Source organism: Halobacillus sp. Marseille-P3879 (assembly GCF_900240285.1).
Lineage (GTDB): Bacteria > Bacillota > Bacilli > Bacillales > Halobacillaceae > Halobacillus_A.
Window position 1 is genome coordinate 597,309 of the sequence record NZ_OESS01000001.1, and the last position, 25,023, is coordinate 622,331.

The following is a 25,023-nucleotide window of genomic DNA, read 5'->3' on the forward strand; positions in this document are numbered from 1 at the left end:
GAACAAAGGATGAATTTCTCATTAACGGAAGAACAGGAAATGCTACGTAAAATGGTTCGTGATTTTGCTAAAAACGAAGTCGAACCTACCGCAGCTGAGCGTGATGAAGAGGAACGCTTTGACCGTGAGATCTTTGATAAAATGGCGGAGCTAGGTTTAACCGGGATTCCCTGGCCTGAAGAATATGGCGGCATCGGTTCGGATTTCGTCAGCTATGTGATCGCTGTCGAAGAGCTTTCACGGATTTGTGCTTCTACAGGTGTGACCCTGTCTGCTCATATATCTTTAGCGAGCTGGCCGATTTATAAATTTGGAACGGAACAGCAGAAGAAGACATTTCTTGCTCAACTGGCGAGTGGAGAGAAGCTGGGAGCCTATGCATTATCAGAGCCAGGTGCAGGCAGTGACGTGTCCTCAATGCGTACCCAGGCGAAGCTTGATGGTGACCACTATGTGCTAAACGGAAGCAAAGTGTGGATTACAAACGGCGGCGTCGGCGATATTTACGTCGTATTTGCGAAAACCGACCCGGACGCAGGCAGCCGCGGGGTGAGCGCATTTATCGTTGAAAAAGGAACGCCGGGCTTTACGTTTGGCAAAAAGGAGAAAAAGCTTGGCATCCGCTCCTCTCCAACGACTGAGCTGATATTTGATAACTGCCGTATTCCTAAAGAGAACCTGCTTGGTGACGAGGGGCAGGGTTTTAAAATTGCGATGATGACGCTTGACGGCGGACGTAACGGGATTGCCGCCCAGGCGCTCGGGATTGCTCAAGGGGCGCTTGATGAATCGGTGAACTATGCGAAGGAAAGGGAACAGTTTGGTAAGCCGATTGCACAGCATCAGGGAATCTCCTTTAAGCTGGCCGATATGGCAACAGAAATTGAAGCAGCTCGCTTGTTAACGTATCAAGCTGCTTACCTGGAGTCCGAGGGTAAACCATATGCGAAGGCTTCCGCGATGGCGAAGCTTTATGCTGGAGACGCAGCCATGCGTATTACCGTTGAGGCCGTCCAGGTACATGGTGGTTATGGCTATACGAAGGATTATCCAGTTGAGCGTTATATGCGCGATGCGAAAATTACCCAGATTTATGAAGGAACGAATGAAATTCAGCGTCTCGTGATCGGACGGATGCTGACGAAATAACCGAGAGGAGGCCCGGTCATGCATTCGTTAGCGGAACAAATACAGAAGCAAGACATGCGGGCCCTCGCTCGTGCGATTACATTAATTGAAAATGATGATCAAGCCAAACTTGAGCTGATGAGCGATATATTTTCCATCCAGAAGAAAGCTCACCATATTGGTATTACGGGTTCTCCCGGAGCTGGGAAAAGCTCGTTGATCAACCGCCTGCTGACCCACCTGCGTTCCAAGGAGCTTACGGTAGCTGTCATTGCCGTTGATCCAACCAGTCCCTTCAGCGGCGGCTCACTGCTTGGCGACCGGACGAGAATGAATCAGCACTTTCTCGACCCGGGCATTTTTATTCGCAGCATGGCAACGCGCGGAAGCTTAGGCGGGCTGGCTCGGGCAACGAAGGATGCGATTCGGGTATGTGATGCCTATGGATTTGACGTCATTTTAGTCGAGACAGTCGGAGTCGGTCAATCTGAGCTTGATGTTATGAAAGTCGTCGATACCACAGGACTTGTGCTGACGCCGAACAGCGGGGACGTCCTGCAAATCTTTAAAGCGGGAATTATGGAAATTGCCGACCTGTTTGTTATTAATAAAGCCGATCTTCCCGGGGTGGTCCGTTTAAAAGCGACGCTTGAAGAGTATATGATGATTGCGCAGCCGAAGGGATGGCACCCGCTTATTGTAAAAACCATTTCCACCGAGAACAAAGGGATGGAGGAATTGTGGAAAGGGATCGAGCAGCATCAGCATTATTTGTACGAAACGAAGCAGGGGGAACAACGACGGGCAAAGCAGCTTGAGCTGGAAGTGTATGAGTTAATACGCGAAGAAATATGGCGCGACGTAGAGAATAGAATTCATTCGGATCAGAACAAGATGGAACAGCTGCGTGATCCTGAGGCTGATCCTTACCAATTAGCTAAGGATTGGTACGGAACATGGAAGGGTGATTCTTAAGTGGAGAAAAAACAAGTACCTTCAACGATTAAAGATGAAGCACTCGTGAAGAAACGCCGTCAGCAAATGGTCAAAGGCGCCGTGATCCTTTTTACAGAAAAAGGATTTCATAAAACAACGACCCGTGAGATTGCGAAAGCCTCCGGGTTTAGTATTGGAACGTTGTATGAATACATCCGAACGAAGGATGACATTCTGTTTCTCGTCTGTGATTCGATTTATGAACGTGTGAAGGAACGCATGGAAGCTTCCATTAATCAGGAAGAAAAGAGCATTGCCAATCTTGTTCATGCGATTCGATCGTATTTTCAGCTTATGAATGACATGCAGGGCGAGGTACTTGTCATGTACCAGGAAGTAAAGTCGCTGTCGAAGGATGCTCAAGATTACGTGCTGCAAAAAGAGCGTGATATGGTAGCCATGCTTGAAAAAGTCATTAAGAACAGCCTTCCATTTTCCATTTCTAAAGAACAATTGACACTGATTGCTAATAATATTTTTGTCCAGGGACAGATGTGGGGATTCAGGCGCTGGATCCTGCAGCGGACTTTTACATTGGAAACGTATACTGAACAGCAGATTAAGATGCTGCTTCAAGGGTTGCATGTTGAGGAAAAAGAATTAACGTAAGGGGGAGGGGCTTTCATGGAAAAGCCACATGTGTATCAATCAAAGCATCCGATCCGGTTTGTGACAGCATCCAGTTTATTTGACGGGCATGACGCATCGATTAACATTATGCGCCGCATTCTTCAATTTACTGGAGCAGAAGTGATCCACCTTGGTCATAACCGCTCGGTGGAGGATGTCGTAAATGCTGCTATTCAGGAGGATGTGCAGGGAATTGCGATTTCTTCTTATCAAGGCGGTCACGTTGAGTATTTCAAATATATGGTCGATTTGCTGCGTGAAAAGGGAGCAGGACACATTCGCGTTTATGGCGGCGGAGGCGGAGTCATTATTCCACGAGAAATTAAAGAACTGCACGAGTATGGCGTCGCACGTGTTTTCTCTCCTGAAGATGGAAGGGAGCGGGGCCTGCAGGGCATGATTAATATGATGATGGAAGAGTGCGACTTCCTGCCGCCGCTTCAAAATGTAGAAGAAGCTGTTGCTGATTTAACAAAAGGCGACCATCAATCTATTGCGCGGTTTATTACGTATGTAGAGAATAACCCGAAAGCCGAGCGGGAAGCTGTAGCCACTTTTGAAAGCGCTTTAAAGGATTCGGTGGACCATAACATTCCTGTACTCGGGATTACAGGAACGGGAGGGGCAGGAAAAAGCTCACTCACTGATGAGCTGATCCGCCGTTTCCTTAACGAAATTCCTGATAAGAAAATCGGTATCCTGTCTGTCGATCCGACGAAAAAGAAAACCGGTGGTGCGCTGCTTGGCGACCGGATTCGCATGAATGCGATCTTTAATCCCCGTGTTTACATGCGGTCACTGGCGACGAGAGAAGCAAGATCCGAACTGTCTTCTGCCGTAGAAGAATCCATTCAGGTGATGAAAGCAGCCGGTATGGATTTCATTATTGTCGAAACGAGCGGGATCGGGCAGGGGGATGCCGCCATCACAGATGTTACTGACCTTTCGATGTATGTGATGACAGCTGAATTCGGTGCTCCTTCTCAGCTTGAAAAGATCGACATGATCGATTTTGCCGATTTCCTCGTTATTAATAAGTTCGAACAAAAAGGTTCAGAGGATGCATTAAATCAAGTGCGTAAACAGTATGAACGCAGTCACATGCTGTTTCATGAAGACTCATCCAAGTTCCCTGTATATGGAACAATTGCCAGTCAGTTTAATGATCCAGGAACAAACACTCTTTTCGCCGGAATCGTTGATAAACTAAATGAAGACTACGGCTGGCAGGATGGGACATCACTTGAGCGCGTCGATAAAGTAGAGAAGCAGAATGTTATCATTCCAAATGACCGTAAGCAGTATTTGCGTGATATAGCTCTGGCTGTCCGCGACTACCATAAGCATGCAGGAGATCAGGCGGAGCAGGCCAGGAAACTGTATCAGTTGAAGGGGACCGTCGCTCTGCTTGAAGATGAGGAACAAAAAGAAAGCATCGAGCGGCTGATTGAGGATTATGAAGATAAACTTGACCGCGAAGCTACTGCTCTGTTAAACGATTGGGATGATCTGCATGAGCGCTACAGCGGAGATACGTACACATATAAAGTCCGTGGTAAAGAGATCAAGATGGACATTACGACCGAAAGCTTGTCCGGCTTAAAGATTCCGAAGGTTGCGCTTCCTAACTATCACGACTGGGGCGACCGGCTGCTCTGGCTTATGCAGGAAAACGTACCGGGCGCCTTTCCGTTTACGACCGGTGTATTTCCATTTAAACGAAAAGGAGAGGATCCAAAGCGTCAGTTTGCCGGCGAAGGAACACCGGAGCGAACGAATCGCCGCTTCCACTATTTATCAGAAGGGGATGACGCCAAACGCTTGAGTACGGCCTTTGACTCGGTGACTTTATACGGGGAAGATCCCAATGAGCGTCCCGATATTTACGGGAAAGTCGGAGAAAGCGGCGTGAACATTTGTACGCTTGAGGATATGAAAAAACTGTACGCCGGATTTGACCTTGTGAATCCGACCACCTCTGTATCGATGACGATTAACGGTCCGGCTCCGATCATTCTGGCGATGTTTTTTAATACAGCAATTGATCAGCAGCTGAACAAATTCACAGAAGAAAATGGCCGGGAGCCAAATGCAAAAGAAGCGGCACAAATTAAAGAAGATACGATTCACGTCGTCCGCGGAACCGTCCAGGCCGATATCTTAAAAGAAGACCAGGGACAGAATACGTGCATTTTCTCAACGGAGTTCGCGCTGCGGATGATGGGGGATATTCAGCAGTACTTCATTGATCATGAAGTGCGCAACTACTATTCCGTCTCGATTTCCGGCTATCACATTGCCGAAGCCGGGGCCAATCCGATCACTCAGCTCGCGTTCACATTGGCAAACGGCTTTACGTACGTGGAATACTACTTAAGTCGCGGCATGGATATTAACAAATTCGCGCCGAACCTTTCCTTTTTCTTCTCAAACGGCCTTGATCCAGAATACACCGTGCTTGGCCGTGTAGCACGCCGGATTTGGGCGATCGTGATGAAGAATAAATACGGCGCCAATGAGCGCAGCCAGAAGCTGAAGTATCACATCCAAACGTCCGGACGCTCGCTGCACGCACAGGAAATCGACTTTAACGATATCCGTACGACACTGCAGGCCCTGATTGCAATTCAGGATAACTGTAACTCGCTTCACACAAACTCCTATGACGAAGCGATCACAACGCCTTCACAGGAATCAGTGCGCCGTGCGATGGCGATCCAGATGATTATCAGCAAAGAGTTCGGCTTGACGAAAAACGAGAACTCGCTGCAGGGCTCCTATATTATTCGTGAACTCACGGATCTTGTTGAGGAAGCAGTCCTTCAGGAGTTTGAAAGAATTAACGACCGCGGCGGGGTTTTAGGCGCTATGGAACGTCAATACCAGCGTGGGAAAATTCAAGAAGAATCCTTATATTATGAAGGGAAGAAGCATTCCGGCGAACTGCCAATTATCGGGGTCAATACGTACTTGAATCCGAATCCGCCTTCGGAAGAGCAGATCGACTCCATGGAATTGACGCGTGCTTCTAAAGAAGAAAAAGAGCATCAAATTAAAGAGCTGCGCAGCTTCCAGAAATCGAATGAAACAGAAGCAGATGCTGCCCTTAAACGCCTGCAGGAGGTTGCAAGCGGCGGGGGGAACATTTTTGCTGAATTGATGGAGACAGTGAAGGTCGCAAGTCTTGGTCAGATTACGAATGCCTTATATGAAGTGGGCGGCCAATACCGCCGTAATATGTAACCAATCACCCGCCACCCTAACGGCGGGTTTTTATATAGTTCCGCTGCCTAAGGAAACGAAAAGGGTGGGGAAAACGACCCTTTTTCCTTCCCACTTTCTCTATTCAAAGTAACGGAACCGTGCTCCTGTTAATTAGTAAAATAAAAACGAGCTTTCTAAAAAAGAAGCTCGCTTTAGTGTCCTCCGCCGACCGCATCGTCGTCGTGCGCTTGATTAATATCTACTATGTACGGCTGTTTTTGGCCGTACCATTCATAGGTGACTTCATACTCTTCATTCTCTTCAAGCACCAGCCACAGGCTTTCATCCTCAACGACGATTTCTTCACCTTCGATCGTCACGTAGTAGCTTTCGTCATGATGGCTTTTGTCTTCAAGAGTGGCTTCCGTCAAATGTTCTTCATATATATAGCCGAAGTTCATATAAAGCCAGATACATACAGCGATAATTACGATGGAGCTGGCAATCCAATTAAAAGGGTGTTCTTTCAGCATCAATCAACTCTCCTTTATGGTCATGCTGCTCTTATTTTACGCTAAAATTGCATTACCACCAAATAAGATCATCTATTCCTATATAGAAAGATTGATTTTTGTTAAAGCTAACCATATAATGAGGGGTATGATTATAAGTCATTCGTCTGCCTGTTGCGTGCATGAGAATGATTAAAGGAGTGCTTGAGATCGTGACGATTAAAGAATTAAGTAAAGACCAAATTGAAGAAATTTCAATGATTCGGCTGGCTACGATCATTTTAGAAGAAGAAAGAGAAGCGAAAGATTTCAACGATATCTTTGAACAAATCGCTGATCTTAAAAACTTCAGTGAATCACAGAAAGAAGAATATATCGCACAATTCTATACAGATTTAAACTTAGACGGCAGCTTTATGACCATTGGAACCAACCGCTGGGGATTAAAAAACTGGTATCCTGTGGAGCAGTTAGAGGAGGAGATCGCTGCTCTTCCTCAGAAGCGCAAGAAGAAGAAAAAGAAGAAGCCTTCCAAGCTGCTTGAAGATGAGCTTGGTGTTGAAGGTTACGATGATGAAGACGAAAGCCTTGAAGAGATTGAGCTGACGGATGAAGATCTTGACCTTGATGATGACGATGGTTTCGAGGGCGATTACGATGAAGACGATCTTGATGAAGAGGAAGAAGAAATCGTGGAGAATGATGTCAGCTTCATCGGTGAAGAAGACGAGGAAGACGAATCCTAAGGTTGACTTTCAAAGGCTGAATGAGTATTATTTTATTTGGGCTCTTTAATTTTTTGAACGTTACTAACGCTCCCCGATCGTGGGGAGCGTTTTTTGTTTTTTCTATGAGACATACTAAAGCTATGTTCTTTTTCAATAGATCGAATAGCCAACCAAATGAAATCAGTAGAAAGAGGGATACTCCATGGCAACAAAATACATCTTTGTAACAGGCGGCGTCGTCTCGTCTTTAGGAAAAGGGATCACAGCAGCATCTCTTGGCCGCTTGCTAAAAAACCGCGGCTTGAAAGTAACGATCCAGAAGTTTGACCCATATATTAACGTCGATCCGGGGACGATGAGCCCTTACCAGCACGGGGAAGTGTTTGTAACGGATGATGGGGCGGAAACGGATCTGGACCTCGGGCACTATGAGCGCTTTATCGATATTAATTTAAATAAATTCAGCAATGTAACCACTGGTAAGGTGTATTCCAACGTCATCAAGAAAGAACGACGCGGGGATTACCTTGGCGGCACGGTCCAGGTCATTCCGCACATTACGAACGAAATAAAAGACCGTGTATTCCGCGCTGGACACGAAACCAATGCTGACGTCGTCATTACAGAAATTGGAGGAACGGTAGGGGACATCGAATCACTGCCATTCCTTGAAGCGATTCGTCAAATTAAGAGCGATATCGGCCGCGAGCATGTTATGTACCTGCACTGTACGCTTGTGCCGTATTTGAAAGCAGCCGGTGAAATGAAGACAAAGCCGACTCAACACAGTGTAAAGGAACTGCGTTCATTAGGAATCCAGCCTGATGTGATCGTCCTTCGTACCGAAATGGAGATCTCAGAAGACATGAAGGAAAAAATTGCTCTCTTCTGTGACATTAACAAGCGTGCTGTTATTGAAGCGGGAGATGCCGATACGCTGTATGATGTGCCGATGACACTGCAGGAGCAGAAACTTGATGATATTACATGTGAGCATTTTGGGCTGCAAACCGAGCCGGCGGATATGACGGAGTGGAACGAGCTCGTCAAACGTGTGAAAAACTTAAAAGAAAAGGCGACAATCGGCCTTGTCGGAAAATATGTTGAACTTCCGGATGCCTATATTTCCGTAGTTGAAGCATTAAAGCATGCCGGCTACAGCTACGATGCTGATGTGGAAATAAAATGGGTGAACTCTGAGAACGTAACGGAGGAAAATGTGTCTGAACAGTTAGCTGACGTTGACGGTATCCTTGTCCCAGGCGGATTCGGTGATCGTGCGATAGAAGGTAAGATTCAGGCCATTCGCTATGCCCGCGAACAAAAAGTACCGTTCCTCGGCATATGTTTAGGCATGCAGCTGGCGACGGTAGAATTTGCGCGCTATCAATTAGGTCTTACAGGCGCTCACTCTGCAGAAATTGACCCATCTACACCGCATCCGATTATTGACCTGCTTCCAGAACAGAAGGAAATCTCGGACCTTGGCGGCACTCTTCGCCTTGGCATCTACCCGTCTCGCTTAAAACACGGAACAAAAGCGATGGAGGCATATGGAGAAGAAGTGGTGTACGAACGTCATCGTCACCGTTTTGAGTTTAACAATCACTATCGCGAGCAGATGGAGGAGAACGGATTTATTTTCTCTGGTACGAGTCCTGACGGCCGGCTTGTGGAGATCATTGAAGTTGAAGATCATCCATGGTTCGTGGCCAGCCAGTTCCACCCGGAATTTAAATCCCGTCCGGAACGCCCGCAGCAGCTTTTCCACGGCTTTATCGGAGCTGTAATGAATACGAAGTAATTTAATACTGTCTTAAGAGTTTTGCGAACGCGCGCTTAACTTTTAAGGCAGTTTTTTCTATAAGATCAAAGATGATATTCGCTGATAAAATATACCCAGTCTGTCCCGATATGAATGGGGGACAACTGTATGATATAGAAACGAATGGCGTCGAAACATACGAGAATTTCTTTCACACTTCTCACTTTTTTTAAAAAAATGAAGGATTATGGTAGGGAAATGTAGAAATACAGACCAAAAGACTTAATGGGTATAGGAGTTGCATGTTTAATGGAAAGGTAGTGAAATAAAGATGGGAAACAAAGTACTCGTAGTAGACGACCAACCAGGCATACGCATGTTGCTTGAGGAACTGCTGAAAGGCGACGGCTATGAGATCATTACAGCAAAAACAGGGAAACAGGCATGTGAAGAAGCGATAGAACATCATCCAGATCTTATCTTAATGGATTATAGACTACCAATGATGAGCGGAGACGAGGTGCTTAAGTATTTTAACGATCAAAACATCCACCAGCCCGTTCTGATCATGACGGGGCTCTCCCCCAGTTCGATTCAGGAGCATACAGGTTACCCCTTTGTGAAAGACATAGTCCCAAAACCATTTGATATCCATATGATGAGAGAATTAGTAGCAAAAACCATTTCTGAAAAGGAATCATAATCTTTTTTTGGCATGAAAGCGTTATCTATCCTGATTGATGTTGCACCAGCTTAAGGGTATTGGTATTCTTATACTGTACATCAGCTTACATGACATATTTTTGTTTCAGAAGTACAAATATATGTTGGTAATAGATAAGATACATTATTTAAAGGAGGATCTTTCATGCCGTTAGTTTCAATGAAAGAAATGCTAGAAAAAGCTAAGGAAGAACGCTACGGAGTAGGACAGTTTAACCTTAACAACTTAGAATACGCTCAAGCGATTCTTCAGGCTGCTGAAGAAGAGCAATCACCAGTTATCCTTGGGGTATCTGAAGGTGCTGGTCGTTATATGGGAGGCTTTAACGTTGTCGTTGCAATGGTTAAATCCCTTATGGAGTCCTACGGTACAACTGTTCCTGTAGCGATTCACTTAGATCACGGTTCCAGCTTCCAGAAGTGTGCGGAAGCCATTCATGCTGGTTTCACTTCTGTGATGATCGACGCATCCCACGATCCTCTTGAAGAGAACATTGCTGTTACTAAAAAAGTCGTAGAGCTTGCTCACATCCATGGTGTGTCTGTGGAAGCAGAGCTTGGCCGTGTAGGCGGACAGGAAGACGACCTTATCGTTGATGACGCAGAAGCGGCTTACGCGATTCCGTCTGAGTGTAAACAGCTTGTTGACCAGACAGATGTTGATGTATTTGCCCCGGCTCTTGGTTCTGTACACGGACCTTATAAAGGGGAGCCAAACCTTGGATTCGACCGTATGGAAGAAATCATGGGTCTTGTGGACAAGCCTCTTGTCCTTCACGGCGGTACAGGAATTCCTACGGATGACATTAAGAAAGCCATTTCTTTCGGTACAGCGAAAATTAACGTAAACACTGAAAACCAAATTGCTCAAGGGAAAGCAGTGCGTCAAGTGCTTGCTGATCAGCCGGAGCAGTATGACCCGCGTAAATACCTTGGACCTGGTCGTGACGCGATCAAAGAAACGGTCATTGGTAAAATGCGTGAGTTCGGTTCTTCACAAAAAGCATAATGATCCAGAGAGGAAGCCGTTACGACGTAGCGGTTTCCTTTTCAACATATATGAAAACGCAAACATATAACAAAATTTTTATCCAGGGAGAGGATTAGTAATGAAATTTTTTATTGATTCAGCTAATATTTCAGAGATTAAAGAAGCCAATGCTCTTGGTCTGCTTGATGGGGTAACCACGAATCCGAGTTTAGTAGCGAAAGAGGGAGTCTCTTTTCACGATCGTCTACGAGAAATTACAAATGAAGTAACAGAAGGCTCTGTCAGTGCGGAAGTCATCTCTCTCGATGCAGAGGGTATGCTGAAGGAAGCAAAGGAACTGGCCGCCATTGCTCCTAACATTACGGTCAAAGTACCGATGACACTGGAAGGCTTAAAAGCTGTGAAAGCATTAAGCGAATTGAACATTAAAACAAATGTCACGTTAATTTTCTCAGCCAATCAAGCCCTTCTTGCTGCACGTGCCGGTGCTTCCTACGTTTCTCCTTTCTTAGGTCGTTTGGACGATATTGGACATAACGGGGTAGAGCTAATTGCTCAAATTGCAGAGATTTTCGACCGCCATGCGATTGACTCGGAGATCATTGCAGCATCTGTCCGACACCCTGTCCACCTTACGGAAGCAGCTATAAACGGTGCCCATATCGCTACTGTACCATTTAAACTTTTCGAGCAGATTGTCAAGCATCCGCTCACTGATCAGGGTATTGAAAAATTCTTAAATGACTGGAATAATCAAAAGTAACGAGTCAATTGGAAAAACATGCATACACTAAGGTCAGAATCTTTACCTTAAAGTGAGGAGTTACTCATGAAAAAACTTTTAGTAGAAGGCGGTACACCCCTGCGCGGACAAGTTCGCGTCAGCGGAGCGAAGAACAGTGCTGTAGCTTTACTTCCGGCAGCGATTTTGGCGAATTCAAAAGTAACTATTGAAGGGCTTCCTAATATATCTGATGTGCAGACCCTGTCAGAGTTATTGGAGGAAATCGGAGGTACAGTCCATAAAGATGGACAGACGGTCGAAATTGACCCGTCTGAGATGATTTCGATGCCCCTTCCCAACGGCCGCGTGAAGAAATTAAGAGCTTCTTACTATTTTATGGGAGCGATGCTTGGCCGTTTTAAGAAAGCCGTTATTGGTTTACCGGGCGGCTGCCATTTAGGCCCAAGACCGATTGACCAGCACATTAAAGGCTTTGAAGCGTTAGGTGCTGAAGTGACAAATGAACAAGGCGCGATTTATTTAAGAGCCGAAGAGCTTCGGGGCGCACGAATTTATTTGGATGTCGTCAGTGTGGGAGCCACTATTAATATTATGCTGGCTGCCGTGAGGGCAAAAGGCCGTACCGTGATTGAAAACGCTGCGAAAGAGCCGGAAATTATTGACGTGGCCACCTTGCTGACGAGTATGGGCGCGAAGATAAAAGGAGCCGGTACAGACGTTATCCGCATTGAAGGGGTAGAAGAGCTGAAAGGCTGTCTTCACACCATTATTCCAGATCGAATTGAAGCCGGAACTTATACGATTATGGCCGCAGCTCAAGGCGAGGAAATGATTATTGATAACGTCATTCCCCAGCACCTTGAATCATTACTGGCCAAGCTTCGTGAAATGGGAGTGACCATCGAAGAAAACGATGAACAGCTCTATGTAAAGCCAGGGTCCGCATTGAAAAGTGTTGATATTAAAACGCTGGTCTATCCAGGGTTTCCAACCGACCTTCAGCAGCCCTTTACTACTCTGCTTACGAAAGCTTCAGGCACAGGCGTGGTCACCGATACAATTTATCAGGCCCGCTTTAAGCACATCGACGAGTTAAGAAGAATGAACGCTTCGATTAAAGTAGAAGGCGGATCCGCTATTGTAGCCGGACCTTCCAAGCTTGAAGGAGCCAAAGTAAAAGCATCTGACCTTCGAGCCGGCGCGGCCCTTGTGATCGCAGGCTTAATGGCCGAAGGCATCACCGAAATTACAGGCGTCGATCACATCGAGAGAGGCTATGAAAACATCACAAACAAACTAATCGAACTAGGCGCCAACATCTGGTACGAAGAAATGTCCAAAGAAGAAGTAGAGCAATTCCAAAACTCTTAAAGACAAAACTGGTACCAGCAAAGCACTATATAACCAACAAAGCACTAGGTACACAAACTCTCTTTCACATCCATGAACCCCACAAGGCCCTTGTGTACCTGGTACCACCATCAACGCACTAAAAACAGCCGCAGCCAAAAAGCAGCAACCATCATTAAAGGCCTATACTATCCACCATCAAAGCACTATATAACCAATAAAGCACCCGGTACCAGGTACACAAACTCTCTATCACATCCATGAACCCCACAAGGCCCTTGTGTACCTGGTACCGCCATCACCACAGTTGCCAATGGAATAGATAAAATTTTTTCTTGCAGAATGGGGAGAGAACCATGGAAAGAAGTTTATCGATGGAATTAGTAAGAGTCACAGAAGCAGCAGCACTCAAGTCTGCCCGTTGGATGGGAAGAGGAAAAAAAGAAGAGGCTGATGACGCAGCCACCTCTGCCATGCGAGACGTCTTCGATACGATTCCGATGAAAGGAACAGTTGTTATTGGTGAAGGCGAAATGGACGAAGCCCCGATGCTGTACATAGGGGAGAGGCTTGGAAATGGTTTTGGGCCGCGCGTTGATGTTGCGGTAGATCCACTCGAAGGCACGAATATCGTCGCCGAAGGAACATGGAACGCGTTAGCGGTAATTGCCATTGCCGATCACGGACAGCTTTTACATGCGCCTGACATGTATATGGATAAAATTGCTGTTGGTCCAGAGTCGGTAGGTAAAGTTGATATTAACGCCTCGATCGCCGACAATTTAGCCGCCGTGGCTCAAGCGAAAAATAAAGATGTAGAAGATGTAGTAGCTACCGTTCTTAACCGTAAACGGCACCAGGGCATTATTGAAGAAATCCGCGAAGCGGGCGCTCGAATCAAGCTGATTCCTGATGGCGACGTGGCCGCAGCCATTAATACGGCTTTCGACGATACGGGTGTCGATATCTTATTTGGTTCGGGCGGAGCCCCTGAAGGAGTGCTTGCAGCGGTTGCTTTAAAATGCCTCGGAGGGGAAATTCAAGGAAAGCTGATTCCTTCGAACGATGAAGAGCTGGAACGCTGTAAAGAAATGGGGATCGATGACTTAAATCGTGTGCTTTATATGGATGACTTTGTAGGGGGAGACGACGCTATATTTGCAGCAACAGGCGTAACCGACGGCGAACTTTTACAAGGTGTTCAATTTAAAGGACAAAAAGCAACAACCCAGACGCTCGTAATGAGAGCGAAGTCCGGAACCGTTAGATTTATCGATGGCGATCACAGTTTGAAGAAGAAACCGAATCTAGTAATTAAATAAATAAGCAGTTATATTTTTTCTGCAAAAAGGGTATACCGTAAAGACCAGAGCCAATCTGGTCTTCTTCCCTTTTTCTTTTCTCCCGATTTCACCTGCCTGATAAAAATTCTTGAATCCATATCTAAACAAGTTGTACAATGTATAGTGTTTCTTAGAAGTAAAGTTTAGCGACGTAACCCTCTGCAGACTTCATTTACCTTCACAAACTATCTTCACGTCTATCAATCCAATCGAAGAATCAACAGGATCGATGTATTGTAGACAGCTCAGGTAAACAATCTACAGGAAAAAATAAATAAAAGTGGTGATTATGTGTCAGATGTAACAATTTCAAGTTTAGAGACGATGACCTTGAAAAAACTCTACGCTTTAGCTAAGCAATTCAAAGTTTCCTATTATGCAAAGCTAACAAAACGGGAGTTGATTTTTGCGATTTTAAAAGCACAGGCAGAGAAAGACGGTTTCTTATTTATGGATGGGATTCTTGAAATCATTTCTTCAGAAGGATTTGGATTCTTACGACCTATTAACTATTCTCCAAGTGCAGAAGATATTTACATTTCCGCTTCTCAAATTCGTAGATTCGATTTAAGAAATGGAGATAAAGTTTCAGGAAAAGTCCGCCCGCCTAAAGAAAACGAACGCTATTACGGATTGCTGCATGTCGACGCCGTAAACGGAGACAACCCGGAAACAGCGAAGGAGCGTGTCCACTTTCCAGCGCTGACTCCGCTGTATCCGGACCGTAAAATGACACTGGAAACGGAAACTAAAAAGCTTTCTACTCGAATTATGGACATTATGGCACCTGTCGGGTACGGGCAGCGTGGATTAATCGTAGCCCCGCCAAAAGCAGGAAAGACAATGCTTTTAAAACAAATGGCCAACAGCATTACAACGAACCACCCCGACGCCAAGCTCATTATCTTGCTCGTCGATGAGCGCCCGGAAGAGGTAACGGATATTGAGCGTTCTGTTGCACCGGATGTGGACGTTGTAAGTTCAACGTTCGACGAAGTGCCGGAAAACCATATTAAAGTTGCTGAACTTGTCCTTGAACGCGCGATGCGATTGGTCGAGCATAAGAGCGACGTGATTGTGTTAATGGACAGTATCACCCGCCTTGCTCGCGCCTACAACTTAGTCATCCCGCCAAGCGGCCGTACGCTGTCAGGCGGTATTGATCCTGCAGCATTTCACCGTCCGAAACGATTCTTCGGAGCGGCTCGTAACATTGAAGAAGGCGGTAGCTTAACCATTTTAGCGACAGCGCTTGTTGATACAGGTTCGCGCATGGATGATGTCATTTACGAAGAGTTTAAAGGAACAGGCAACATGGAGCTGCACCTCGACCGCAGTCTGGCCGAGCGCCGTATTTTCCCGGCGATCGATATCGTTCGCTCAGGAACAAGAAAAGAAGAGCTTCTGCTTCCTAAAGCTGAACTCGATAAGATCTGGGCGATCCGAAAAACGATGTCTGATTCCCACGATTTTGCAGATCGTTTTCTCCGCCGCCTGCGTGCGTCGAAGAACAATGAAGAGTTTTTCGAGCTGATGGATCAGGATATGCAGGGAAAACAAAACAAACCGGCAAAGGCAGGAACTAGAAAATAATAATCCGTCTAAGCTGTTGCATTGATAATACAGTGCTGATATAATCTTTCTATGTGAGTTTTAGTAAAAGGTGTAACGACTAACCTTCGAAGGCTCTTACAATAACTCTGTTTCAGAATGATTCAGGGCAAAAAGGAGTGGAAGAACATGAAAGAGGGAATTCATCCAGAATACCGCAAAGTGGTATTTCTAGACACAAGTTCTGATTTCAAGTTTCTAAGCGGATCTACTAAATCATCTGACGAAACGATTGAGTGGGAAGACGGTAACACGTACCCATTGATCCGTGTTGAGATTAGTTCAGAGTCTCATCCGTTCTACACAGGCAAGCAGAAAGCTGACAAAGCTGGCGGCCGTGTTGATCGCTTTAAGAAAAAATATAACCTTTCATAATAATGAATGGCTTCCCCAGCAGGAAGCCATTGCATAATTTTGAACAAAAACAGGCAAATATCAACCCTTTGCCTGTTTTTTGTTAGTAAAAAGAAAAGCAGAGGCGAGCGTTCAGCTTTAATGAGAGGAAGTTCGACTTAATGAGGTGAAGAAGTTCGACTAAATTCACCACATCCTGTGGCAACGTTGAACTGACCCACGTCGTGTGGGGCGTGTGCCAACATCGAACGGACCCCATCCTGAGCGCCCAAGCAAAAACCATGCAGTGGCGGTTTATGTCACCTAATAGAGTTGCTTATGATGCCAAGGCCTGCCTATTGGTGCTAGACAAGAAAACCGGAGGAAACGGGAGTACTGATCTCTTCCTTCGGTCATAATGAAAAATGATAAAGTAAACATAGATATCCTTTCAGCAAATAGGCCGGAGAGGATTTTTTAGTGACGTGTGAAGTAGGAGAAGGGAGCGGCAGTGAACGTGTATGTAATGAAGCAAAGTGGTTGGGTAGAAGTCATCTGTGGAAGTATGTTCAGTGGAAAATCAGAGGAACTCATCCGTCGGGTACGACGAGCTACATATGGCAATTTGTCTGTTCGTGTGTTCAAACCGGCAATTGACAACCGTTACAAAGAGGATTCAATTGTATCCCATAATGGAACCTCTGTCCTTGCCCGCCCGGTCAGCGAGTCATTGGCGATTCTTCCTGAAGTCGGGGATTCTGTTGACATTGTAGGCATCGATGAAGTGCAGTTTTTTGATGAAAATATTGTTGAAGTTGTTGAGTGTCTGGCTGACCGAGGCATTCGGGTGATTGTAGCTGGACTGGATACTGATTTTCGCGGGGAGCCGTTTGGCAAGGTTCCTGAATTGATGGCGCTCAGTGAGAGTGTGACGAAACTGAATGCGATCTGTCCGGTTTGTGGTTCGCCTGCAAGCCGGACGCAGCGTCTGATTGACGGGGAGCCTGCTTCTTATGATGATCCGATTATTTTAGTAGGTGCTTCTGAATCGTACGAGCCCCGCTGCCGTCATCACCACGAAGTTCCTAATAAGCCCAGGCAAGCGCAAGTGAAGGCGCACGCTGAAAGTTATAAATAAGTTCAACGCCCGCTTCTTGGAAAAGGAGCGGGTTTGTTATATTTACTTAAAGTGTATATCCTTATAGTATAATGGTTCAATATGGGGAATACTCATCAACCCAGACTGCTCCACTCCAGGATCACAGCCAGAGGGCTCACCCATTCGCCTTCAGAAGTGTCCAGGCTGTATATTCAGGGGATAGAAAAAGAGAAGTTGGATGAATGATGTTTAGAGTATGTCCATTTATGTGAAAATATAAGAAATACACAATCTGGGCGATGGAGGAATCAAGATGCAGACGAAGAATGCGAATTCGAATCAGTCCAAAGGGTGTCGGAATGAATATGACGCCTTAAAGAAGGTGCTCGTTAGTAAACCTGAGCACATGAAAATAACAGAAGTGATCAATGAAACGCAGAAGCATTACGAGAGTGAAAACATTAATGTAGACCGGGCAATGGAACAGCACAGGCAATTCGTGAAAGTGCTTGAGAGCAATAACATCGAGGTGGAATACTTACCAGTCCGTCCTAAATTAAACGAGCAGGTCTTTACAAGAGATATTGGTTTTTGTATTGGAGATCAAGTATTTGTTGCCTCTCTGGAAAGTGAACTCCGCCAGGAAGAAGTCAACCCGCTGCTTGATTTTCTAGAAAAGGAGAACCTCTCTTTCACCCGTTTATTCGGCCCTTCGATCGAAGGCGGGGATGTGATTATTAATCATGGAACGATTTATGTCGGAATCAGCGGCCGTACGACGATGGCGGCAGTGGAGCATTTACAAAAAGCGCTTCCTGCCTATGAAGTTGTACCGATTAAGCTGAGGGAGGATATATTACATCTGGACTGTGCATTCAACATTTTAGATGAACATACAGCGCTCATTCATTCCCCTGCGCTCGAAGCAAACGACGCGAAACGGTTAAAGCAAAGCTTTGACTGTATTGAGGTGGATGAGACTGAACAATTTTACTTGGGAACAAATGTGTTATCCATCGGCCAAAGGCTTGTGATCAGCCTTCCACAGAATACAAACGTCAATCAAAAACTGAAGGATGCCGGCTTTATTGTTATAGAAGTGGATCTATCGGAAATTATTAAATCCGGTGGAGCGTTCCGCTGTTGTACACTCCCGATTGCGCGAAAATCATAATGCGTGAAGCATAATCACCTTCTCCTCGGTCAAACTAGAGAAAAAGAGAAGAGGTGAAATTATGTTTCGAGCAGCAGTAGTACTATTAATTATATTTGCCGCAGGCTGCGGTCAAAATCTCGATGAGTCTCAAGGCCATACAAACCGGCAGGACATTATGAATATGGGTTTGGAAGATGAACCGAACACAACACCAACGAATCCGCGTTCGATTGAACGAGTAGGAGAGACGTGGGGCGTTAAAGAGGATCGCCAGCAAATCAAGGAAGCGGCTCAGACGATTCCCGGCGTGGACGTAGAGCGCATCATTATAGATGCAGATAATGCACGGGTTACCGTTCGTCTTATGGAGGACCTTAATGAAGAAGACCTCGAACGCTTAACAGACAATATCGAACAGCGTGTCTCAAATGCCGTACCTGAGTATAACGTCCGGGTAAAAGTGAAGTCTGAGTAAGAATCGGCAGATTTGGTTGTAACCGCAACCTCTCTATAATATAATTGTACTGTTATGGAGAAAGAGGTGCATACCATTGATCGAACGTTTACAAACCTTAGAGGACCGCTATGAGAAGCTCAATGAACTTTTAAGCGATCCAGAAGTGATATCTGATACAAACAAACTGCGTGAGTATTCAAAAGAGCAGGCAGGATTAGAAGAGACTGTTACAGCTTACCGTGAGTATAAAGAAGTAGCCGAACAGCTTGACGATGCAAAAGCGATGCTTGGCGACAGCATGGATGACGACATGGAAGAAATGGTAAAAGAAGAAATCAGTGAGCTTTCCGACCGTCAAAAAGAACTGGAAGAACGCTTGAAGATTCTAATGCTTCCTAGTGATCCAAATGACGACAAAAACGTAATTATGGAAATTCGCGGAGCAGCAGGCGGTGACGAAGCTGCCTTGTTTGCCGGTGACTTATACCGGATGTACGCGAGATACGCCGAATCTCAAGGCTGGAAGACCGAAGTCATTGAATCCACGGCGAATGAAGTCGGCGGATACAAAGAGATTATCTTTATGGTCCAGGGAGACCGTGCGTATTCTAAAATGAAGTTTGAGAACGGAGCCCACCGTGTTCAGCGTGTGCCGGAAACGGAATCAGGCGGCCGTATTCATACTTCAACGGCCACGGTAGCTGTTCTGCCTGAAGCGGAAGAAGTCGAAGTCGAAGTACACGATAAAGACATCCGCGTAGATACCTTTGCTTCGAGCGGACCGGGTGGACAAAGTGTAAACACGACGATGTCTGCCGTTCGTCTGACGCATGAACCGACGGGTATTGTCGTGTCCTGTCAGGATGAGAAGTCTCAAATTAAGAACAAAGACAAAGCGATGAAGGTGCTCCGTGCAAGGATTTATGACAAGTTTCAGCAGGAAGAACAGGCGAAATACGATGAAAACCGTAAGTCGGCTGTAGGAACAGGCGATCGATCTGAACGTATCCGCACATACAACTTCCCGCAGACTCGTGTGACGGATCACCGTATCGGATTAACTCTGCAGAAACTCGACCAGATTTTACAAGGAAACTTGGATCAAATTCTGGATGCTCTTCTAATTGAAGAACAAACGAAAAAACTAGAGTCTATTGGTGAGTAATGATGAAACAAACGACGATTGAGGAAGCCCGCCGCTGGGCTTCTCTTTTTTTGAAACAGCATAACCGGGAAACTCGTGTGGCTGATCTGTTGCTTGAAGACTTGCTCGATCTTAATCTGGCGATGTTGATGGCCTATGAACGGGACCCTTTTCCGCAAGACAAGCTCCAACTTTACAAGCAGCACGTCAGGGAGCATGCAGAAACAGGCATTCCTGTTCAACATTTAATCGGCGAGGCTGATTTTTATGGGCGGCGCTTTTGTGTAAATGAGCATGTACTCATCCCGCGGCCCGAAACGGAAGAGCTGATTGAAGGCGTGCGCAAGCGTCTGCTCCCGTCCGATCAAGTGCTCGCTGATATCGGAACGGGAAGCGGCATTATCGCAATTACCCTGCAGCTCGAAACCAATCGGCGTACCCTTGCCACGGACATTTCCAAGCAGGCTGTTGCTACAGCAAAAACGAATGCCGATAAGAATGAGGCGGCTATCGAATGGTTCTGCGGCGACTTTCTTCAGCCGCTGCAAACAGAAACCATTGACGTACTGATTTCCAATCCCCCTTACATCGCCCGCGATGAGCCGCTGGCGGATACGGTGAAAAATTTTGATCCTGAACTTGCGTTATTTGCTGATAACGATGGACTCGCAGCCTATGAAGCCATCGTTCGTCAAATCGCAGCCCGAACCCAGAAGCCGAGATTGATCGCTCTTGAGATCGGGCATCAGCAGGGACAGGCCGTCAAACACATGATACACAGCCAGCTCGTAAACTATCACGTCACTATCGAACAAGACATTAATCAGAAAGACCGAATGATTTTTGCAATATTAGATTCATAGGTTTAAAAAGATTCCCCCCTGCCCACAATAGTTATCAACAGGGAGGGAATTTTTTTATGAAAAACGCTATTATAATTCTTATTTTATCCACAATATGTTTCACCACCCTAACCTTTAAAGCTACAGAAGAAAAGGCAGACGGGGCACAATATCAGGTTATTCCAGACGAAGCGATTCGACTGCGGATTCTAGCAGATAACAACGATCAGGAAGCACAGCAATTAAAGCGGGAAGTACGCGACGAAGTGAATGCGGAGATTACGGAATGGGTAGAGTCTTTGACCTCAATTGAAGCGGCACGCAGCTTAATACAGGAGCGTATGGACGAAATCGACCAAATTGTTGCAGAAACGGTTAAAAACTCAGGTGTGGAACAGTCGTATTCGGTAGATTACGATTCGCAGGTGGAATTTCCAACGAAGCTGTACGGCTCTTATGTTTATCCTGCCGGAGAATACGAAGCTATTTTAATTACATTGGGTGAAGGGGAAGGGGATAACTGGTGGTGCGTGCTGTTTCCGCCACTGTGCTTTCTTGATTTCTCCAATGGAACGAGCGTAGATGAAGAGGAGCAAGAGAAGTCTGAAGAAACAGATGAAGTGGACGAAACAGAAGAAGAACAGGAAGTTGAATTCTTCCTCGTAAAAATCTGGAATAATATAATGTCCTAGCATAACGATCCCCCGCCTTTCATAGAGTAATAGAAGAAAGGTGGGTGTCTATGTATATAGAACAAATTCAAGCTGGTGAGGAAAGCCGGTATGTGATCAAAAAAGATCGGGAAGAAGTCGGTCGGTTTATTTTAAGTGACCAAGGGAACGGAGTAAAAAGGTTAAAAAATTTACAAGTAGATGGAAATGTCACTAAAACAGGGATTCTCTATGTTTTTGAACTTATTCAGCAATACATTGAACAAGAAAAGATTCCCGAAATACAAGTAAAAAGCCATTCGCAGGAGCTCGATACGCTGCTCCTTCATCAACGGTTTCAACTAAAGGATAAAAAAGATCACCTGTGGACGTATCACGTGAATTGTTGATAACTCGCCAAGTTATACACATTTTGAGTGGATTCAGTGGATAACTTGTGGATATATAATTTTTCAGCGAACGAAAAAATCAAGTTCAGCTTATGGATATGTGGATAATTCTGTGGGTAAGTTGAGGATATCCTGTGGGCAAGGCCTGAATTTGCGATTATGCTCCTTATTCTTCATAATAAGAAAGAGAATCGTGTGGATTAAAGGAGTTTAAAGCATGACGATAAAGACGCAACTATGGCAGCGCACCGATGCAAGCGGTGAACTCGATAATGTAATAAAAGAAGCAGCGGCTCTGTTAAGGAATCAACAGGTCGTTGCTTTTCCTACGGAGACGGTGTATGGATTGGGGGCGGACGCAACGAATGAAGCTGCCGTCCGGCGGATCTTTGAAGCAAAAGGAAGACCTTCTGATAATCCGCTCATCGTCCACGTCGGCGAGCGTTCTCAGGTGGATGAGCTCGTCACCCGGATTCCGGACGTGGCAGAGAAACTGATGGACCAGTTCTGGCCAGGTCCTTTAACCCTGGTTCTGCCTAGTAATCATAAGGCAGCTCACAACGTGACCGCCGGCTTAGATACGGTCGCCATTCGAATGCCGAGCGACCCGATTGCTCTCGCGATTTTAAAAGAAACCGGATTACCGCTGGCAGCTCCGAGTGCAAACCGCTCCGGGCGGCCGAGCCCGACAGATGCTGAGCATGTGTATCAGGATTTAAATGGACGGATTGCCGGTATTGTAGATGGCGGTCCTACGGGGGTCGGAGTCGAATCGACAGTAATCGACTGTACGACGGAAATTCCAATTATCCTTCGTCCCGGCGGAGTAACGAAAGAGGACGTCGAACAGCTGATTCCGCGCGTTATTATTGATCCTGCACTAGCCGGACAAACGGAACATCAGCCGAAATCTCCCGGTATGAAATATACGCACTATGCCCCGGAATCCCCTCTTTGGCTGATCGAAGGCGATGATGAATTCTTTCGTCAGCAGCTGGAGGCACTGAAGGATGAAGGGCAGCGGGTTGCGGTCATCGCAAGTCACGAACTTGCCTCTCAATTGAATCATGAGCACGTGACGGCCTGCGGCTCCCGTGAGCATCTGGCTGAAGTAGCAGGTGAACTGTACCGTGCACTCAGACATTACAAAAAAACGGATATCGACGTTATCCTGTGTGAGTCTTTTCCTGAACACGGGGTCGGCGCAGCGATTATGAATCGTCTGCGCAAGGCTGCCACTCAGAAAATTAAACAGTACTAATCATACGTCCCCTTTTCCTCGCATATTTTACAGTAGCATGTCCGAGGAGGGGTTTTTTCGTGGAATTAGAGAATATAACATCCATTATACTGCTATCGATTGCGTTAGGTATGGATGCCTTTTCGATCTCGCTTGGGATGGGGATGCAGTCTGTACGGCTGAAATATATCGGCATTGCTGGTCTGCTCGTTGGACTTTTACATATGATCATGCCCGGGCTTGGCATTCTTTTAGGGAAATGGCTGTTCGTTAACGTTAGTGAATGGGCTTCTCTCGCTGGAGGGTTCCTGCTGTTAACCCTTGGCACTTATACGGTGCTGGCTTCTTTTACCGAAAAACATTCCCCCGCTCATTCGATGGCCGGATTCGGGTTATGGATTTTCGCCTTCAGCGTCAGCATTGATAGTTTTCCCGTGGGCTTCAGCCTCGGTTTAAACAATATGAACGTGGTCGTCTCGATTGCGAGTTTCGGCATGATGAGTATGTTTTTGACGTGGGTTGGATTTCTTGTCGGCCGAAGAGCGACAAGCTATGTCGGCGCATACAGTGAAATCCTTGGAGGGAGCATTTTGTGTGCGCTCGGACTCTATACTATATTCTGATAGATAGACTTTGTGTTAAAATGGGAAAAGATGATGTAAAAGGGGAGGGTCACCGATGAACGTACTATTCATTTGTACAGGCAATACATGCCGCAGCCCAATGGCAGAGGTTATTATGAAATCCAAATACGATCAAGCGAACGTTAAATCAGCAGGGATCTTCGCCGACGTGAACCAGCCTGTCAGCAACAGCACCAACGAAGTTCTGGCAGAAATCGGGTTGAGTTTCGAGAACACGTCTACCCCTGTATCCCAGGAACTTCTGGAGTGGGCAGATATTGTGTTATGCATGACCGATAGTCATAAACAAACGCTGGCTCTGCAATACCCGGATTGGCAGCATAAATTTTACACATTAAAAGAATATGTGCTTGTTGAGGAACATCAATGGAAACACTTAACCGATTTGTATACACATTTCGAAGAAAAACGAGCTTGGGTGCTCAGCCAGGCGGATGAAAATTTAAACGAAGTTGAACTTGAGCAGTATTTGCTGAAAGAACTGGATGGAGAAATCAAAGCGATTCAGCGCGCAGAAGAACAACTTCCGAATTTAAACATAACTGATCCCTATGGACAGAGCGTCCAAGTCTACCGGGAAACAAGAGACGAATTAGAGAAGACGATTGAAGTATTAATTGAAAAGCTTCAAAATGAGAAGGAGTAGCATATCTGCATAATGTCCTGTTCAACCGATTGAATAGGACCTCCTCATTCAACCTCCGAAACACCTATTTAATAGGAAGAAAAGCCCCCTTAAAAAACTTTTTTACCCCTTTAATTGGATTGACAGAGTATGACAGACCTGTCACTATAAAATTGACGAATTGAATATTGGTATAGAGGAGAGTGGCTGACAGCATGAAAGTCATTATTGCTTCCGACCACGGCGGGGTAAACCTGCGTCGTGAAGTAGCTGAAGTGTTGGAAGAAGCGGGAATAGAATATGAAGATCTAGGCTGTGATTGTGAAGGTTCCGTCGATTATCCGGATTATGCCCTCCCGGCAGCCGAACGTGTAGCCAGCGGGGAGTTCGATAAAGGTATTCTTATTTGCGGGACAGGCATAGGGATGTCCATTTCGGCAAATAAGGTGAAAGGCATTCGTGCTGCTCTGGTTCATGACCTTTTTACGGCAAAAGTAACACGCGAGCATAATGACTCTAACGTGCTGTGCATGGGAGAGCGCGTGATTGGAGCTGGATTGGCCCGTGAGATCGCAAAAACATGGGTCCATGCCGAATTTGAAGCAGGAAGGCACAAAAACCGTATAAATAAGATTGCCGAATACGAGAATAAGTTATAGAATGGTTAGATAAGTGAAGAAGTCGAACCATCCTCAGG

25 protein-coding genes are annotated in these 25,023 nt (G+C 45.8%); 24 read left to right on the plus strand and 1 reads right to left on the minus strand.

The features are described 5' to 3' along the window. Positions 1-9: 9 nt before the first annotated feature. From C1A12_RS02975 to icmF, 4 genes are read left to right on the plus strand one after another with little or no spacing between them, the layout of a single operon-like run. The gene (locus C1A12_RS02975; RefSeq protein WP_101842359.1) at positions 10-1,149 is read left to right on the plus strand and encodes an acyl-CoA dehydrogenase; all 1,140 of its coding nucleotides are present in this window, start codon (positions 10-12) and stop codon (positions 1,147-1,149) included. An 18-nt stretch (positions 1,150-1,167) separates the two neighbouring features. After that, entirely contained in the window at positions 1,168-2,103 is a 936-nt protein-coding gene (meaB, locus tag C1A12_RS02980) for a methylmalonyl Co-A mutase-associated GTPase MeaB (RefSeq protein ID WP_101842360.1), read from the plus strand. Further along, positions 2,104-2,733 carry a TetR/AcrR family transcriptional regulator gene (locus C1A12_RS02985; RefSeq protein WP_101842361.1) on the plus strand — a complete coding sequence of 210 codons (630 nt, stop codon included), beginning with the start codon at positions 2,104-2,106 and terminating at the stop codon, positions 2,731-2,733. A gap of 15 nt (positions 2,734-2,748) precedes the next feature. Next, a complete protein-coding gene (gene icmF, locus C1A12_RS02990; protein ID WP_101842362.1) occupies positions 2,749-5,997 on the plus strand; it encodes a fused isobutyryl-CoA mutase/GTPase IcmF in 3,249 nt (1,082 codons plus the stop codon). 173 nt (positions 5,998-6,170) lie between these two features. On the opposite strand, the gene C1A12_RS02995 is transcribed toward icmF, so the two are convergent. Then, positions 6,171-6,491, minus strand: coding sequence for a hypothetical protein (locus tag C1A12_RS02995; protein WP_235001516.1), 321 nt, complete (start codon positions 6,489-6,491; stop codon positions 6,171-6,173). Between the two features lie 191 nt (positions 6,492-6,682). On the opposite strand from C1A12_RS02995, the gene rpoE reads away from it, so the two are divergent. The 20 genes from rpoE to rpiB all read left to right on the plus strand — a co-directional run bounded on the left by rpoE (position 6,683) and on the right by rpiB (position 24,985). Continuing rightward, complete coding sequence (gene rpoE, locus C1A12_RS03000) at positions 6,683-7,216, plus strand: DNA-directed RNA polymerase subunit delta (protein WP_101843268.1); 534 nt, start codon at positions 6,683-6,685, stop codon at positions 7,214-7,216. A 184-nt stretch (positions 7,217-7,400) separates the two neighbouring features. Beyond that, positions 7,401-9,002 (plus strand): CTP synthase, encoded by a 1,602-nt coding sequence (locus C1A12_RS03005; protein WP_101842363.1) that lies wholly within the window; start codon positions 7,401-7,403, stop codon positions 9,000-9,002. 292 nt (positions 9,003-9,294) lie between these two features. Next, entirely contained in the window at positions 9,295-9,666 is a 372-nt protein-coding gene (locus C1A12_RS03010; protein WP_101842364.1) for a response regulator, read from the plus strand. Positions 9,667-9,831: 165 nt separating this feature from the next. Then, positions 9,832-10,695: a class II fructose-1,6-bisphosphate aldolase gene (gene fba / locus C1A12_RS03015; RefSeq protein WP_101842365.1), complete on the plus strand. Its 864-nt coding sequence runs from the start codon at positions 9,832-9,834 to the stop codon at positions 10,693-10,695. Between the two features lie 100 nt (positions 10,696-10,795). Beyond that, positions 10,796-11,440 carry a fructose-6-phosphate aldolase gene (gene fsa / locus C1A12_RS03020; protein WP_101842366.1) on the plus strand — a complete coding sequence of 215 codons (645 nt, stop codon included), beginning with the start codon at positions 10,796-10,798 and terminating at the stop codon, positions 11,438-11,440. 66 nt (positions 11,441-11,506) lie between these two features. Further along, positions 11,507-12,793, plus strand: coding sequence for a UDP-N-acetylglucosamine 1-carboxyvinyltransferase (locus C1A12_RS03025; protein ID WP_101842367.1), 1,287 nt, complete (start codon positions 11,507-11,509; stop codon positions 12,791-12,793). A 335-nt stretch (positions 12,794-13,128) separates the two neighbouring features. Further along, complete coding sequence (gene glpX / locus C1A12_RS03030) at positions 13,129-14,094, plus strand: class II fructose-bisphosphatase (RefSeq protein ID WP_101842368.1); 966 nt, start codon at positions 13,129-13,131, stop codon at positions 14,092-14,094. 312 nt (positions 14,095-14,406) lie between these two features. Further along, positions 14,407-15,708, plus strand: coding sequence for a transcription termination factor Rho (gene rho / locus C1A12_RS03035; RefSeq protein ID WP_101842369.1), 1,302 nt, complete (start codon positions 14,407-14,409; stop codon positions 15,706-15,708). A 147-nt stretch (positions 15,709-15,855) separates the two neighbouring features. After that, the gene (locus C1A12_RS03040) at positions 15,856-16,101 is read left to right on the plus strand and encodes a type B 50S ribosomal protein L31 (RefSeq protein ID WP_101842370.1); all 246 of its coding nucleotides are present in this window, start codon (positions 15,856-15,858) and stop codon (positions 16,099-16,101) included. A gap of 475 nt (positions 16,102-16,576) precedes the next feature. Beyond that, positions 16,577-17,197: a thymidine kinase gene (locus tag C1A12_RS03045; protein ID WP_101843269.1), complete on the plus strand. Its 621-nt coding sequence runs from the start codon at positions 16,577-16,579 to the stop codon at positions 17,195-17,197. A 274-nt stretch (positions 17,198-17,471) separates the two neighbouring features. Next, positions 17,472-18,332 (plus strand): dimethylarginine dimethylaminohydrolase family protein, encoded by an 861-nt coding sequence (locus C1A12_RS03050; RefSeq protein WP_101842371.1) that lies wholly within the window; start codon positions 17,472-17,474, stop codon positions 18,330-18,332. 61 nt (positions 18,333-18,393) lie between these two features. Continuing rightward, entirely contained in the window at positions 18,394-18,789 is a 396-nt protein-coding gene (locus tag C1A12_RS03055) for a hypothetical protein (RefSeq protein WP_101842372.1), read from the plus strand. A 76-nt stretch (positions 18,790-18,865) separates the two neighbouring features. Continuing rightward, a complete protein-coding gene (prfA, locus tag C1A12_RS03060; protein ID WP_101842373.1) occupies positions 18,866-19,936 on the plus strand; it encodes a peptide chain release factor 1 in 1,071 nt (356 codons plus the stop codon). Positions 19,937-19,938: 2 nt separating this feature from the next. Then, positions 19,939-20,778 carry a peptide chain release factor N(5)-glutamine methyltransferase gene (prmC, locus tag C1A12_RS03065; protein ID WP_235001517.1) on the plus strand — a complete coding sequence of 280 codons (840 nt, stop codon included), beginning with the start codon at positions 19,939-19,941 and terminating at the stop codon, positions 20,776-20,778. A gap of 56 nt (positions 20,779-20,834) precedes the next feature. Beyond that, on the plus strand, positions 20,835-21,449 hold the full coding sequence (gene spoIIR / locus C1A12_RS03070; RefSeq protein ID WP_101842375.1) for a stage II sporulation protein R: 615 nt from the start codon (positions 20,835-20,837) through the stop codon (positions 21,447-21,449). 50 nt (positions 21,450-21,499) lie between these two features. Beyond that, a complete protein-coding gene (locus tag C1A12_RS03075) occupies positions 21,500-21,817 on the plus strand; it encodes a hypothetical protein (protein ID WP_101842376.1) in 318 nt (105 codons plus the stop codon). A 217-nt stretch (positions 21,818-22,034) separates the two neighbouring features. Further along, complete coding sequence (locus tag C1A12_RS03080) at positions 22,035-23,078, plus strand: L-threonylcarbamoyladenylate synthase (protein WP_101842377.1); 1,044 nt, start codon at positions 22,035-22,037, stop codon at positions 23,076-23,078. 59 nt (positions 23,079-23,137) lie between these two features. Next, entirely contained in the window at positions 23,138-23,680 is a 543-nt protein-coding gene (locus tag C1A12_RS03085; RefSeq protein WP_235001518.1) for a manganese efflux pump, read from the plus strand. A gap of 55 nt (positions 23,681-23,735) precedes the next feature. Beyond that, positions 23,736-24,347 (plus strand): low molecular weight protein arginine phosphatase, encoded by a 612-nt coding sequence (locus tag C1A12_RS03090; RefSeq protein WP_101842378.1) that lies wholly within the window; start codon positions 23,736-23,738, stop codon positions 24,345-24,347. Positions 24,348-24,541: 194 nt separating this feature from the next. Continuing rightward, a complete protein-coding gene (gene rpiB / locus C1A12_RS03095) occupies positions 24,542-24,985 on the plus strand; it encodes a ribose 5-phosphate isomerase B (protein ID WP_101842379.1) in 444 nt (147 codons plus the stop codon). Positions 24,986-25,023 lie beyond the last annotated feature (38 nt).

Excerpts from the sequence above, each read along its gene's own strand:
- C1A12_RS02975 (WP_101842359.1), top strand. The coding sequence starts at position 10 with ATGAATTTCTCATTAACGGAAGAACAGGAAATGCTACGTAAAATGGTT.
- meaB (WP_101842360.1), top strand. The coding sequence starts at position 1,168 with ATGCATTCGTTAGCGGAACAAATACAGAAGCAAGACATGCGGGCCCTC.
- icmF (WP_101842362.1), top strand. The coding sequence starts at position 2,749 with ATGGAAAAGCCACATGTGTATCAATCAAAGCATCCGATCCGGTTTGTG.
- C1A12_RS02995 (WP_235001516.1), bottom strand. The coding sequence starts at position 6,491 with ATGCTGAAAGAACACCCTTTTAATTGGATTGCCAGCTCCATCGTAATT.
- C1A12_RS03005 (WP_101842363.1), top strand. The coding sequence starts at position 7,401 with ATGGCAACAAAATACATCTTTGTAACAGGCGGCGTCGTCTCGTCTTTA.
- C1A12_RS03010 (WP_101842364.1), top strand. The coding sequence starts at position 9,295 with ATGGGAAACAAAGTACTCGTAGTAGACGACCAACCAGGCATACGCATG.
- fba (WP_101842365.1), top strand. The coding sequence starts at position 9,832 with ATGCCGTTAGTTTCAATGAAAGAAATGCTAGAAAAAGCTAAGGAAGAA.
- fsa (WP_101842366.1), top strand. The coding sequence starts at position 10,796 with ATGAAATTTTTTATTGATTCAGCTAATATTTCAGAGATTAAAGAAGCC.
- C1A12_RS03025 (WP_101842367.1), top strand. The coding sequence starts at position 11,507 with ATGAAAAAACTTTTAGTAGAAGGCGGTACACCCCTGCGCGGACAAGTT.
- glpX (WP_101842368.1), top strand. The coding sequence starts at position 13,129 with ATGGAAAGAAGTTTATCGATGGAATTAGTAAGAGTCACAGAAGCAGCA.
- C1A12_RS03040 (WP_101842370.1), top strand. The coding sequence starts at position 15,856 with ATGAAAGAGGGAATTCATCCAGAATACCGCAAAGTGGTATTTCTAGAC.
- C1A12_RS03050 (WP_101842371.1), top strand. The coding sequence starts at position 17,472 with ATGCAGACGAAGAATGCGAATTCGAATCAGTCCAAAGGGTGTCGGAAT.
- C1A12_RS03055 (WP_101842372.1), top strand. The coding sequence starts at position 18,394 with ATGTTTCGAGCAGCAGTAGTACTATTAATTATATTTGCCGCAGGCTGC.
- prmC (WP_235001517.1), top strand. The coding sequence starts at position 19,939 with ATGAAACAAACGACGATTGAGGAAGCCCGCCGCTGGGCTTCTCTTTTT.
- spoIIR (WP_101842375.1), top strand. The coding sequence starts at position 20,835 with ATGAAAAACGCTATTATAATTCTTATTTTATCCACAATATGTTTCACC.
- C1A12_RS03075 (WP_101842376.1), top strand. The coding sequence starts at position 21,500 with ATGTATATAGAACAAATTCAAGCTGGTGAGGAAAGCCGGTATGTGATC.
- C1A12_RS03080 (WP_101842377.1), top strand. The coding sequence starts at position 22,035 with ATGACGATAAAGACGCAACTATGGCAGCGCACCGATGCAAGCGGTGAA.
- C1A12_RS03090 (WP_101842378.1), top strand. The coding sequence starts at position 23,736 with ATGAACGTACTATTCATTTGTACAGGCAATACATGCCGCAGCCCAATG.
- rpiB (WP_101842379.1), top strand. The coding sequence starts at position 24,542 with ATGAAAGTCATTATTGCTTCCGACCACGGCGGGGTAAACCTGCGTCGT.